This window comes from Parabacteroides sp. AF17-28, from assembly GCF_003479205.1.
GTDB lineage: Bacteria > Bacteroidota > Bacteroidia > Bacteroidales > Tannerellaceae > Parabacteroides > Parabacteroides acidifaciens.
This window is the reverse complement of sequence record NZ_QUGV01000032.1, coordinates 1-14,471: the sequence shown is the minus strand read 5'-3', so window position 1 is coordinate 14,471 and position 14,471 is coordinate 1. Positions and strand designations below refer to the sequence as shown.

The 14,471-nt window shown below is 41.0% G+C and carries 8 protein-coding genes; all 8 read left to right on the top strand.

Annotated features, from left to right (window positions below):
* Positions 1 to 168: 168 nt before the first annotated feature.
* A complete protein-coding gene (locus tag DWW90_RS18095) occupies positions 169 to 3,306 on the top strand; it encodes a TonB-dependent receptor (protein WP_122333716.1) in 3,138 nt (1,045 codons plus the stop codon).
* A gap of 19 nt (positions 3,307 to 3,325) precedes the next feature.
* Entirely contained in the window at positions 3,326 to 5,218 is a 1,893-nt protein-coding gene (locus tag DWW90_RS18090) for a RagB/SusD family nutrient uptake outer membrane protein (RefSeq protein ID WP_122345992.1), read from the top strand.
* Positions 5,219 to 5,438: 220 nt separating this feature from the next.
* Positions 5,439 to 8,642, top strand: coding sequence for a TonB-dependent receptor (locus DWW90_RS18085; RefSeq protein WP_233547805.1), 3,204 nt, complete (start codon positions 5,439 to 5,441; stop codon positions 8,640 to 8,642).
* A 19-nt stretch (positions 8,643 to 8,661) separates the two neighbouring features.
* A complete protein-coding gene (locus DWW90_RS18080) occupies positions 8,662 to 10,551 on the top strand; it encodes a RagB/SusD family nutrient uptake outer membrane protein (protein ID WP_199662213.1) in 1,890 nt (629 codons plus the stop codon).
* A gap of 196 nt (positions 10,552 to 10,747) precedes the next feature.
* Positions 10,748 to 12,004 carry a 6-bladed beta-propeller gene (locus DWW90_RS18075; RefSeq protein ID WP_122345991.1) on the top strand — a complete coding sequence of 419 codons (1,257 nt, stop codon included), beginning with the start codon at positions 10,748 to 10,750 and terminating at the stop codon, positions 12,002 to 12,004.
* Positions 12,005 to 12,044: 40 nt separating this feature from the next.
* The gene (locus tag DWW90_RS18070; protein WP_122345990.1) at positions 12,045 to 12,344 is read left to right on the top strand and encodes a hypothetical protein; all 300 of its coding nucleotides are present in this window, start codon (positions 12,045 to 12,047) and stop codon (positions 12,342 to 12,344) included.
* Between the two features lie 8 nt (positions 12,345 to 12,352).
* Positions 12,353 to 13,042: a TonB-dependent receptor plug domain-containing protein gene (locus DWW90_RS18065; RefSeq protein ID WP_158582149.1), complete on the top strand. Its 690-nt coding sequence runs from the start codon at positions 12,353 to 12,355 to the stop codon at positions 13,040 to 13,042.
* A gap of 74 nt (positions 13,043 to 13,116) precedes the next feature.
* A partial coding sequence (locus DWW90_RS18060) for a putative oxidoreductase C-terminal domain-containing protein (RefSeq protein ID WP_122345989.1) occupies positions 13,117 to 14,471 on the top strand: 1,355 nt, incomplete at its 3' end.

The window sequence follows — 14,471 nt, the reverse complement described above, 5'->3', positions numbered from 1 at the left end:
TATAGATGAAGAAAATGTATAAAGTGTTGAATCTTAATATTTATTATTATGAATAGTGGATAATCTATTGTGCGTGTTTGATGGCTTGTGTGAACGTACACAATGTGATGGTTTAATGCAAGAAAGAGTTTTACTAACTAATTATTTAATACCAATTTAAATGAGAATATGAGAAAACATGTGTTTAGTCTTGTGTCCCGTTGTACTTTTGTATTATTGTTGATGAGTGTTTTTGCGTGTTATGCGAGCGCTCAAGGATTAACAGTAACGGGAGTTGTGAAAGACCAATCTGGCGAAGCGTTGATTGGCGTGAACGTGATGGAAAAAGGAACAACAAATGGTTCTATCACGGATATAGATGGAAAGTACAGTGTTACTGTAACAGGGAAAAACCCCATTTTAGTCTTTTCCTATATCGGTTATTTGACTCAGGAAATACCGGTATCCAATCGAAAAGTGATTAATTTGACCATGAAAGAAGATTCTGAGGAATTGGAAGAAGTGGTAGTAATCGGTTACGGTACGGCTAAGAAAAAGGATTTGACCGGGGCGATTTCTTCTGTAAGAACAGAAAACTTGGAGAAAGAAAGTCCTCGTTCTGTTCAGGATCTTCTGCGTGCAAATGCAGCCGGTTTATCAATTAAAATGTCTACGAATGCAGCAGGGACAGGGGATGTTCAGATTCGTGGAAAAAATACATTGACAGCTGGATCCAGTCCGCTATATGTTTTGGATGGTGTTATTTTTAATGGAGATCTTTCCGATATAAATCCAATAGATATCCAATCTGTTGATGTATTGAAAGATGCCAGCTCCGTTGCTGTTTATGGAGCAAAAGCAGCAAATGGTGTAATTGCAATTACGACTAAAAAAGGTAAGACCTCAAAACCAGTGGTTAATTTTAATACCAATCTGGGTTTGGTGCAGCCTTCCCGCATACCATCTGTTGTTGATGGTGCCGGTTTTATCAAGTTTCGACAGGAATATTCTGAAAGCCTGCTGACAAAGGAAGAGTTAGCCGCTAAACCGGGTATGTATACCGATCCGAGGTTGTTGAGTAATAGCGGAATAGATCCTTTATCATGGTATAACTACGATCAGTCGACTCCTGCTACATCTTTACCCTCCAATGAGCAGATGATTACAACCTGGTTGTCCCGTTTGAACTTTAAAAATATTGAAGTAGAGAATTACTTGAATGGGATAGAGACTGATTGGGATGATTATATTTTTCAGACAGGTCTTCAGCAAGATTATACGGCAAGTGTATCAAATCGCACGGACGATTTTTCATATTACTGGTCTTTAGGCTATGCAGATCGTGACGGGATTCAGACAGGTGATTGGTACAAGACGTTCCGTACCCGTTTGAACTTAGAATCTAAAGTAAATAGCTTCCTGACAATTGGTTTGACTTCTTCTTTTGCAACCAAAGATGAAAGTGCATTAGCCGCAGATGCCGTTCAGCGCGAACGTAATTCACCATATACAACTAATGATATAGATGATTTGGAGAGCCCGTACCGGATGTATCCTAATGGTGATAATAATTCGAAGAACCCGTTTTTTGACAATCTGTATACCGATCGTAAAAAAATTACGCATACTTTGAATGCTAATATATATGGTATAGTGAAATTGCCTTTCGGTTTTGAATATCAGATGAACTTTACTCCGACTTATAAATGGTATGAATATTATAACCATAAATCATCCCAACATCCCGAGTGGGCTGGAGAAGGAGGTAACTCGGAACGTACCAATCAGAAAACATTCGGTTGGTTGCTGGATAATATTGTCCGTTGGAAAATGGACTTTGGAAAGGATCATAGACTCGAAGCTACTTTCCTGGCTAATGCTGAAAAAGAACAGTATTGGAGCACAACTGCGAAAAATACACAGTTTTCACCGAGTGATGTCCTTGGCTATCATAATATCGGGGCTGGAACAGTTCCGGTTGTCTCCAGTGAAGATAAATACAAAACGGGTGATGCTCTGATGGGACGTGTCTTCTATTCTTTCAAAGATAAATATATGTTGACTGCATCTGTTCGTCGTGACGGTTATTCTGCCTTCGGACAGGCGAATCCGCGTGCCACTTTCCCTGCAGTTGCCTTAGGATGGGTTTTTACATCCGAAAAGTTCCTGGAACCGGCAAGCAATTGGTTGAATTATGGAAAGTTGCGTTTCTCATGGGGGCAGAACGGAAACCGCGATATCGGCCAGTACGATGCATTGGCAAGTCTTACTTCCGGCTTACATCCCTATATCGATCAGAACGGGAACATATATATCACATCACAAATTTATGTTAGCCGTATGGCTAATGCCGATTTGAAGTGGGAACGTACGGCATCTTACAATATCGGTTTGGATTTTTCGATGTTGGGAGATCGCCTGAGAGGTTCTGTTGAAACTTACATGACTGAAACTCAGGATTTGTTGGTCAACCGTTCTTTGCCTTCTATTTTAGGTTTTGCAGACGTTAAGGCTAATTTGGGTAAATTGGCAAATAAAGGGTTTGAATTATCTTTGAATGGTGATGTCATCAGTACGAATGACTTTATGTGGACCTCTTCCGGAACTTTCTCCTTTAATCGTCGTAAATTGAAAAAATTGTATGGTGACATGGTTGATGTTTTGGATAAAGATGGTAATGTCATTGGACAGAAGGAGGCAGATGATATTGGAAACAAATGGTTTATCGGCCATGATCCCGACCAGATCTGGGATTATGAAGGAAAAGGCGTATGGCAATTGGGTGAAGAAGAAGAAGCAGCCAAATATGGTTGTAAACCAGGTGACTTCCGGTATATCGATCAAAACAATGATGGTGTGATGAATGACGACGACAAGGTGTTCCAGGGATATACGACTCCCCGTTTCTACTGGTCATGGAGAAATGAATTCAGTTATAAAGACTTCAGTTTTTCTTTTATGGTATACTCCCATGTCGGACAATATGGAACATTCAATCGCGCGGCAAATACCGGTGGCACGTATGACCGATATTCAATTGTCGATTTACCGCGTTGGACGATCGATAATCCTACAAACGACTACGGACGTATCGGTTCCTATAATTTAGGTAGCCATTATGTAAAGAAGACGTTTGTCCGTATGGAAAACATCACTTTGTCTTATAATGTGCCGAAGACCTTCCTGAGCAAGTTTAAGGTGCAGAATATGCGTCTTTCTTTAAGTGCCCGCAATCCGTTTGTGATTTCAAATTGGTCATTCGGCGACGTAGAAGGCGGCGATTATACAATGAGATCCTATAATCTTAGTGTTAACTTTACTCTTTAATAAAAGAATAATCAGAAATATGAAAAAGAATAAACATATAAAGAAATGTGTAATAGGAGCGTTAGCTATATTACCTTTACTGACGACCGGTTGTAAAGAAAGTTGGTTGGATCCGAAGCCTCTTTCGTTCTATACGCCGGAAAATACCTATGTGGATGCAAATGGTTTATACGCAGCTATTGTTGCTTGCGAGCGTAATATGAGGCATGAGTACTTCGGTGATTTATCTCCGATTTTAACAGAAATGTACACTTCGGATATCGCGGTCCATGGAAAGACGGATGAAAGCGGTTCTCTCGTTGATTTTGATAATTACATGATTCCGACTCAATCGAGAAGTGATGCTAAAAATAAAATGAAATGGTATTGGGATGAAGGGTTTAAAGGTATCAAATATGCCAATATCGTAATTAGCCGTCTGGATGCCGCTACGTTTAAAGATGAAGCGGAACGGAATGCCGTTTTGGGTGCAGCCTATTTCCAACGCGCTTATCGTTATTATAAGTTGACTCATCAGTTTGGGGATGTGCCTTTTCTCGATAAAGAAATTACCTCTCCGAAACTGGACTTTTATTCACACGACCGCTGGAGTATTCTTGAACAGTGTAAGTCTGATATGGAGTTTGCCTGGCAATGGGTTCCGGAGAAAGTTGATCGTGGCAAAACATCAAAGGCTGCCTGTGGAGTATTATTGATGAAAATTTACATGTGCTTGGGTGAATTTGATCGGGCAATTGAAGTCGGGAAAGAAATCGTTGCAAATAATCCGTTGATGACGAGCCGTTTTACGACAAACAAGACAAAGCCGAATACGAACCTGATGCATGACTTGCATAGTGTAGAGGCAAAGATGGATATGTCGAATACGGAAGGCTTGATGTATGTTGTTTCCTATCCGGATGTGGAAGGCCGAGACAGGATACAAACCATGCGTAATGCAACTCCTTATTGGGCGAAAGGTGCTGCGATCATGACACCTGCCGGGGAAACTGGAACCGCTATTTCACCGGCTTCTGCAGATAAAGAGACAGAAATAGATAATGATTTTAATGTTGGCCGTGGTATCGGAACTTGCCGTCCGACAAATTATTACCAGTATGAAATCTGGACCGATAAAGAGAAGAATGACCTTCGTGGTCCTAATAACCATGATAGCTGGCGACGTATGACTGATTTGTATTATAACGAACCTGGGTTGAAAAGTAAGTCGGAATGGTATGGCAAGCATTTGGTACGTCCTGTTAATATAAGTGTTTCCGACTCTGTACGCTGTTGGTTCATGTGGCCGCATTACAAAATATTTGTTCCGGATCCAACAAAGGCAACAGACCGTAGCGGAGGGGAAACTCCTTGGTATATCTATCGTTCGGCAGAAGTCTATCTGATGTTAGGCGAATGTTATTATTGGAAAGACCAACCACAGGAAGCTGCTAATATGCTGAATGTTGTTCGTGAGCGTGCCGGTGCAGAACCTTTGACAGCATCTGAGATTAATATCGGTGCAATTCTCGCAGAGCGTGCCCGTGAATTGTATTACGAAGAAAACCGTCATGTAGAGTTGGTTCGTATAGCTTACACTTATGCTAAACTGGGTAAATCCTGTGAAGTTTTCGGTGGCCGTGTTTATAAACTGGATAATATATCCGGCCCTGGCGGAACAGGTTCTAATGTGAAAGAAATGGGGTATAACTTCTGGTATGACTGGATGATGACACATAATAACTTTTTCCGTGACGGCGTTGAAATTGCTTATGGAAAATACCGTATCAGTGTCCACCATATTTTGTGGCCGATTCCGAATACCGCAATCTCGACAAATACAGGTGGTGTAATCAACCAGAACATCGGTTATCCGGGCGCTGAAAACAATATCACCCCGTTGAAGGTAGGCGAAGAAACGCCGGCTAAATAACAAATTGGCAAGAAAGCGCGATACACATAACAACAACAACGCGCAAGAGGCATGTGCCGTCGGGAAGACAGCAAGCGAGCTTTATTACTCCCGCAGGCCATGCCTCTTTTTTTCTGTAGTTGAAGTTGCAAACATAGTCTTATTATTTGCAAAAAAAGGCTATGTTACAAGTCTCTTTTCTCTCTAATATTGTGTCAGGTTAAATTTAAATAATATTAGTATGAAAAAATGGACAACTGAATCTCCAAGTAATTACTTGGCTATCAGGAGATATGCATATCTCCTGATAATCTTCCTCTGTATAATAAATATTGGAGGAGTATCTGCTCAGAACTTACCGATTACCGGAAAAGTCGTAGACATGTCGGGCGAACCTCTTATCGGGGTTAATGTTTTACAGAAAGGGACGACTAATGGTTCCATAACCGATATTAATGGGGAATACAGTATTTCCGTTTCCGGTAAGAATGTCGTATTGGTCTTTTCTTACATTGGTTATCTGGCACAGGAAATTCCGGCAGGTAAGCAAAACAAGATTAATGTGAAATTGAAGGAAGATACACAAAATCTGGAAGAAGTCGTTGTTATTGGTTATGGTACGGCAAAGAAAAAAGATTTAACTGGTGCGATTTCGACTATTAAGACTGATCAATTGGTTGCCGAAGCTCCTGGTTCCATTCAGGATTTGATGCGTGCTAATTCTCCGGGTTTAAATATTGGTATGTCGACTGGTGCAAAAGACCAATCAAGTTTGCAAATTCGAGGGAAAAATACGTTAAAGGCTGGATCATCTCCTCTGATTGTCTTGGATGGAGTGATTTTTGAAGGATCTCTTAATGATATTAATCCGGTTGATATCGAAGCGATTGATGTTTTGAAAGATGCCAGTTCTGCAGCTGTTTATGGAGCAAAGGCCGCAAATGGGGTAGTTGTTGTTACGACAAAAAAAGGAAAAGCTGGTAAACCTGTTGTTAATTTTAATACAAACATAGGGTTTGTACAGGTTGCTAATCAACAAAAAATATTGGATGGTGAAGGTTTTGTGAAATATCGTCAGGATTATGAAGTTACCCGTAATTCGGCCGAATATCTGGCTAAATATCCGGAGATTTTTAGTGATCCTCGCAAGTTGCAGAATGTTGATCAACTAACTTGGTATAATTATACGCAAAAGACTCCGGTTTCCTCCGTTTCAGAAGATGATTTGGTTCGTTCCTGGTTGGCGCGTCTTGATTTCAAATCACCTGAAATCGATAATTATATGCTTGGTAACGAGACTGCTTGGGATGATTTGGTATTCCAAACCGGTTTGCAGCAAGACTATACCGCCAGCGTTTCGAACCGTACGGACAATATGTCTTATTACTGGTCATTGGGTTATTCTGACCGTGAAGGTATTATAACAGGCGATCGCATGACCAATTTCCGTACACGCCTGAATTTGGAGTCGAAGATCACAAATTTCCTGACAATCGGTTTGCGTTCGAGTTTTTCTTCCCGGGACGAGAAAGATTTGAACAATTACGATTCGAATGGAAATAACGATAAAGATAAATATTGGCTTTGCGATTGGGAACAAATGATCAGGATTTCTCCGTACGGTTCTAATAATATCGATGATCCGGACAGCCCGTACCGCCGTTTACCGACAGGAGATGCTACTCCTGTGAATCCGTTTTATGATAATTTGTATCGCGACCGAAAAAAGATGTATTCTACATTGGATGCTAATATGTATGCAAAAGTATCACTGCCGTTTGGTATTGAATATCAGATGAATTTTACTCCGCATTATGAATTTTACGAATTATACAGCCATGAGTCTTCTGAAAATGAAAACTGGGCAAGTCAAGGCGGTAGCTCTGTGCGTACGACACGTAAGAAATTCAGTTGGCAGATTGATAATATCTTCAGCTGGAGGCGTGAATTTAATAAATTGCATACTGTCGAAGCTACGTTTTTGATTAACGCGGAAAAAGGCCAATCCTGGAAACAGACGGCAAAAGCATCTAATTATTCACCAAGCGATATTTTGGGATATCACCGCCTGCAAGCCGGAACCGTTCCTTTGGTAGAGAGTGACGATACGTATAAAACAGGTGATGCATTGATGGGACGTTTATTCTATTCCTTTAAAAACCGTTATATGTTAACAGCATCTGTTCGTCGCGATGGTTATTCTGCTTTTGGACAAATGCATCCGAGAGCCGTTTTTCCGGCTGTTGCATTAGGATGGACCTTTAGCTCTGAAAGGTTTATGGAAAATATGAGTTCCTGGTTGAATTATGGTAAATTGAGAGTATCCTGGGGACAGAATGGTAACCGTGATATCGGCCAGTATGAAGCTCTTTCCGACCTGACTTCAGGATTACATCCTTACATCGATCAAAATGGTACTATTTATACTTCTTCCCAGTTGTACGTAAACCGTATGTCGAATAGAGCTTTAAAATGGGAAAGGACGACATCTTATAATGTCGGATTGGATTATTCCCTGTTTAACGATATCATCGGTGGATCGATGGAATTTTATGTGTCGAAAACAAACGATTTGTTAGTGGACCGTGTCCTACCGGAAATTACCGGTTTCAACAGTGTGGCATCTAATTTAGGTGAAATCAAGAATAAGGGATTCGAGATATCTCTCAATGCCAATATTATCAAAAAGGAAAACTTTTCATGGTCGGCAACCGGCAACTTTTCTTTGAACCGTAGAAAGGTCACTCATTTGTATGGGGAAATGGTAGATGTTGTAGATGATAATGGTAATGTTATCGGACAGAAAGAGGCAGATGACATTAAAAACAAATGGTTTATCGGGCATGACACCGAACAGATTTGGGACTATGTACGCGATGGTGTATGGCAGATGGATGAAGCGGAGGAGGCTGCCAAATATGGTTGCCAGCCTGGCGACTTCAAATATCTGGATTTGGATAAAGATGGAGTGATGACGGATAAGGATAAAGTATTCCAGAAAAACAAAACTCCGCAGTTCCGTTGGACGTTCCGGAATGAGTTCACATTTTATAAGAATTTGTCTTTATCATTCATGATGTATTCGCAGTGGGGGCATTATGCTTCTTTCAACCGTGCAGCCAATGTTTCTAACTTCCCGGACCGTTGTACTGAGTATGTCCAGCCTCACTGGATGCCGGAAAATCCGATAAATGACTATGCCCGTATCGGCTCTAAAAATATAGGAACTAATTATCTTGAAAAGTCTTTTATCCGTTTGGACAATATCACCCTGTCTTATAATGTCCCGAAGAATTTCCTAAAGAAAGTCTTCGTACAAGATATGCGTGTGTCTATGAGTGTACGTAATGTAGCTGTATTCTCTCCCCATTGGGATTTCTGGGATCCGGAAACAGGAGTTCCGACTCCTCGTACCTATAATTTGAGTGTGAACTTTACTTTATAATTAAAAAATCAGAGCAAATATGAAAAAGATAAATATAAGAAAATATACGGTTTTGGGCGGTACTGCAGCTTTGTTGACGACAATAGTGGCTTGTAGTGACTCCTGGTTGGAACCCAAACCACTGTCATTTTATACACCTGAAAATGCATATGTAAATGCTGAAGGGCTTTATGGCGCCTTGACTTCCTGCGAACGTAATATGCGTCATGAGTTTTTCGGGGATGCAGCTCCTATTGTAACGGAGATGGTACAGTCCGATATTTGTGTGGAGGGAACGACTGATAAAGCCGGTCCGCAGATGGATATGGATAATACATTACTGCCGGATATGGATCTGAATAATGGGGATAAAACCAAAACCGGTTGGTATTGGTACGAGGGCTTTAAAGCAATAAAGTATTCCAATGTAGTTATTTCCCGTTTGGACGCTGCCACCTTTAAAAACGAGGCGGAAAAAAATGCCGTTTTAGGAGCTGCTTATTTTCAGCGTGCGTATCGCTATTTCAAGTTAACGCATCAGTTCGGAGATGTCCCGTTTATAGATGGGGAGCTTACTATTCCGAAATATGATTTCTATTCTTATGACCGTTGGAGTATTTTGGAGAAGATGAAGGAAGAAATGGAGTACGCCTACCAATGGGTTCCTGAAAAAGTGGATCGAGGAAAAACTTCAAAAGCGGCTTGTGGGGTTTTATTGATGAAAATCTGCATGACATTAGGTGATTTTGACCGGGCATTGGCTGTCGGAAAAGAAATAGTTGCCAATCATCCTTTGATGACTACTCGTTTTACAGCTAACCAGTCAAAAGCCCATACAAATTTGATGCATGATTTGCATAGTGTGGAGGCCAAACTGGATATGAGTAATACGGAAGGTCTGATGTATGTTGTAGCCTATCCGGAAGTGGATGGTTCCGACCGTATACAGACGATGCGTAACGGTGTCCCCTTTTGGAATAGTGGTGCGATTAAAACGCCGGATGGTCAAACCGGAACGAGCGTAAACATCGCAGCCGACGAGACAGATCCGGAAATGGATTTGAATAAAACATACGGTCGTGGGATCGGACGTGCTCGTCCGACAAATTATTTCCAGTATACGATTTGGACGGATAAGGAGAAAAATGATTTGCGAAGCCCGAACAATCACGATAGTTGGAGGCGTATGGAGGATTTGCATTATAATAATCCGAGCTTGAAGGGGAAGAATGAGTGGTACGGTAAGAATTTTGTAAAGAATCCGGCTATGTCAGTGGAAGATTCCATCCGTTGCTGGTTTATGTGGCCGCATTATAAAGTATTTGTCCCGGATCCATTGCAACAACAATGGGCAGGAGGTGAAACTCCCTGGTATATTTATCGTTCGGCGGAAGTCTATCTGATGATGGGAGAATGCTATTATTGGAAAGATCAGCCTCAGGAAGCTGCAAATATGCTGAATGTGGTTCGTGAGCGTGCAGGAGCAGATCCGCTGACAGCAGCTGATATTAATATTGGAGCCATTCTGGACGAACGTGCCCGTGAATTATATTACGAAGAAAACCGTCATTTGGAGTTAGTGCGTATATCCTATATTTATGCAAGGACAGGTAAACCATGTGAAGTTTTTGGTGGACGGGTATACAAATTGGATAATCTGTCCGGCCCCGGAGGTACAGGTTCGAATATCAAAGAAACAGGTTACAACTTCTGGTATGACTGGGTAACGGCTAAGAATAATTTCTATAATAAAGGAGTTAAGCATAAATGGGCCGAATATAAGATTAGCGTACATCATATTTTGTGGCCAGTTCCGGCAAGCGCCATCAATACCAACTATGGTGGTGCACTGAACCAGAACATCGGTTATCCGGGCGCTGAAAACAACATCACCCCGTTGAAAGTAGGCGAAGAAACGCCGGCTAAATAACAAGTCGACAAAAAAGCACGATACACATAACAACAACGCGCAAGAGGCATGTGCCGTCGGGAAGGCTGCAAGCGAGCTAATCTCCCGTAGGCCATGCCTTTTTTTATGTAGGTATCGATATTATTCAGTTAGGATTGATTTTAACAGACACCCTCAAGATGGGTATTCAAATAAAACTATATATTAAGAGTTAATCATGAAGAAAATCGTATTTGTCATATTGGTGGTAATCGGGTGGGCTTGTTCAAGTAAAAAAGTGGAAGAGAAAAACATGACCATTAACTTGAGTCAAGCATTGGAACAACTTGAAGAAATTTCGGTGGAGGACATCGGGTATCATATTGATTATGTGTCATTGGAAACAACAGATGAGTCTCTGATAGGAGATAGGGCTTATATCAGGATATTGAAAGATAAATTGCTTGTTGGCTCTCGTGAGCAACCGGTAAAAATGTTCGATCGTAAAACCGGTAAATTTATCAGATGCATCGGGAAGATCGGGCAAGGGGCGGATGAATATCTATTGCAGGATGGTCTTCCAGTTTTTTGGACGGACGATGTGTCGGGCATCATCTATATCCAGACAGAAGGTCAACGGATTTTACGTTTTGATGCGGATGGAAATCCGTTGGAGCACATCAATCTGCCGGAAGGGATGCCAAGGTTGCAAGGATTGTCTATAATCGGAAACGGAGGCAATTTGTATTTTTACTCAAAAACTCTATTCAACAAGTATGAAGACAAAATATTTTCATATAATGTCCCGAATAAAAAGGTACAAAGTGAAATCGTGAATCAAGATGATACGATACCTTTTGAACTCTTCAGGACACCAATCTTTTTGGGAGGGTATGGAAATATACCTGTTTCTACTCGTTGCCTGATTTTGTATTTGAAAAACGACAAAGTCGTCTTTGATTATACAAAAGAACCTTGTTTATGGGCATTCGGTGATCAAGTCTATTTTAAAGAAAACTTTAACGATACCATTTATTGTGTATCGGATCAGTTGTTGGAACCTCGATATGTTTTTGACTTAGGTTTCAGGCATTGGCCTTATGAAGAGCGGTATAATCCGGAAGGGAACGAGGATAAGATTGCTTTCAACTATGTGTTGGAGGGTGAAAAAGTCCTGTTTTTTGTTTTCCAGACCAATTATTATGAGATTAACTATAAAGGATTGGGCAAAGACGAAACGTACTGGGGTATTTATGATAAAGGAAATGGAAAGGTTAAGGTCATGGAGAAAGGAATGATAAGCGATTTGGCAAACGGGCTTTTCATTAAATCACTCCAGACAGCAACCGCCAAAGGTGAATTGGCTGGATTATTGGACGTAACCGAAGTGAAAGAATGGATCGAAGATAATCCTTCTAAAAAAGATAATCAAGTACGGAAACTCTTGTCTGATTTACCTGACGAAAGTAACCCGATTGCTGTGATTGTCGAATAGATGTTTTTTCAATTATAAAAGACATAATTCTCGTGGATATGTGCAGGAAGTGAAAGTTACGAATGTACATGCTTTATTTGATAAGGAATCGGGTGTGCAAACTTTATTGGACCAACCTGTCAAGCATAAATACTTGGGTTTCCGTAATGATCTTGATGGTGGCCCTGTCTTCTGGCCAAAATATGTTTCATCTGAAAATGAAATGGTCACTTGGTTCACGGCAGACGAGCTTTTGGCTATTTATGAACAGTTACCGAATCCGTCTGCAGAATTGAAAGCGCTGGTTAAGAAATTGAGTCCGGACGATAATCCGGTATTAATGGTAGTAACTTTAAAATGAATATGGATATGAAAAAGATCATGTTTTTATTATTGGTTGTTTTTATGGCAAGCTCAAATTGCCTGGATTTGTGTGCACAGAAGAAGGATGTGACAGGATGTGTTGTCGATATGGATGGAAAACCTGTCAAAGGGGCTCGTATTGGTGTTGTCAATACGAAGATCATAGAGAAGACGGATAAGAAAGGCGAATTTTCTTTGAAGAATGTGTTGCCAACGGATAGCGTGGTCATTTATCTGAAAGGCAATAGGGGGGCCAGATTTCTGTTAGGTGATGTTACGCAGCTTTTGCTGAAAGTGAAAAGTGATGCTCTGGTGATCGATAACGGTAAGGGTTCTACCAATTCCGTATCCGTTGAAACATTGGTCTTTAAGAGATATGGCAGCGGGTCCGTCATAACGGCACAAATGATAGAACGTAATGGCTATTTGACAATAAAAGAGGCGATTAAAGCTTGTATACCAGGGGTTAACTTTGAATATACGAATGGGGAAGATAAGATTGTCATCAGAGGTTCAAAGAGTTTGAATCTTTCAACTGATCCGCTGGTTATTTTGGATGGCGCAGAAACGACATTCAGTGCTGCTGATCAAGGCTGCCATGTGAATGATGTTCAGATGATAGAGGTGATTAAGGATGGTCTGGGCTATGGAGCGAAAGGGGCGAATGGAGTGATTGTGATAAAGACGAAAAAATAGAAATGTTTTATTATCTTTGCCCCGATATATACAGTTTGAAGTGAAAAGCTTACAAATAATTTAATAATAATAGTATGAAAAACTATCTTCTATTCTCTATGGCGGCTCTGTTGGTAGGGGCTTCTTGTAACACAAAACAGGAAAAAGCGGCTGAAGGCTTTACCGGTGCGCCGGGAGAGGTCAAGTTGATTACGCTTGATCCGGGACATTTCCATGCTGCATTAGTGCAGAAAGTCTCTTATCCGCAAGTTTCTAAAGATGTTTATGTGTACGCACCCACTGGCTTCGATGTGAATGAACATCTAAAGCGTATCGAGGGCTTTAATACACGTGCGGAGAATCCGACGCAGTGGAATGAAATCGTTTATACCGGTTCGGATTATCTGGAAAAAATGCTGGCTGAAAAGAAAGGCAATGTCATGATTCAGGCAGGAAATAATGGAAAGAAAACCGAATACATTAAAAAAACACTTGAAGCCGGTATCAATGTGCTTTCAGATAAGCCGATGGCTATTAATAGCCAGAATTTCAAATTGCTCGAAGAATGTTTCGATATTGCGAAGCAGAAGAACATCATGTTGTATGACATCATGACTGAAAGAAATGAGATCACAACTATGTTGCAGCGCGAACTTTCTACTATTCCGGCAATCTATGGTGAACAGTTGAAAGGTTCTCCCGAAGAACCGGCTATTGTAAAAGAAAGTGTACACCATCTGTTCAAGCTGGTAGACAATAAACCGTTGACACGTCCGGTTTGGTATTTCGATGTGACCCAGCAGGGTGAGGGTATCGTTGACGTAACGACCCATTTGGTAGACCTTGTTCAGTGGGAAGCATTCCCGGAACAGGTAATCGACTATAAGAATGATATCGAATTGTTGGATGCTAATCGTTGGACCACTTCTATCAGTCCGGAAGAGTTTAAGCAGGTGACAGGAACAGAGGCTTATCCTGATTTTCTGAAAAAGGATGTTGAAAATGATACGTTGAAAGTTTATTGCAATGGTGATATTCTGTATAAGATCAAAGGTGTGACGGCAAAAGTATCTGTTATCTGGAACTATACCTTCCCGAAAGGTGGCGGTGATACTCACTTCTCAGTGATGAAAGGTAGCAAATCTGACCTGGTGATCCGTCAAGGTAAAGAGCAAAACTATCAACCTGAATTGTTTGTAGAAGCAGTTAAGGGTGTCGATCTGGCTACCTATGAAAAGGATCTTGCCGCTTCAATGGAAAAGGTTTCAGCCAAATATCCGGGTGTAGCCTTGAATAAGATCAGTGACAGTGTATGGCAGATCGAGATTCCTGCAAAATACCGTGTCGGTCATGAAGCTCACTTCGGGCAGGTAACAGAGCATTTCCTTCAGTATCTGAAGGATGGCAAATTGCCGGAATGGGAAGTTCCGAATATGCTGGCTAAGTATTA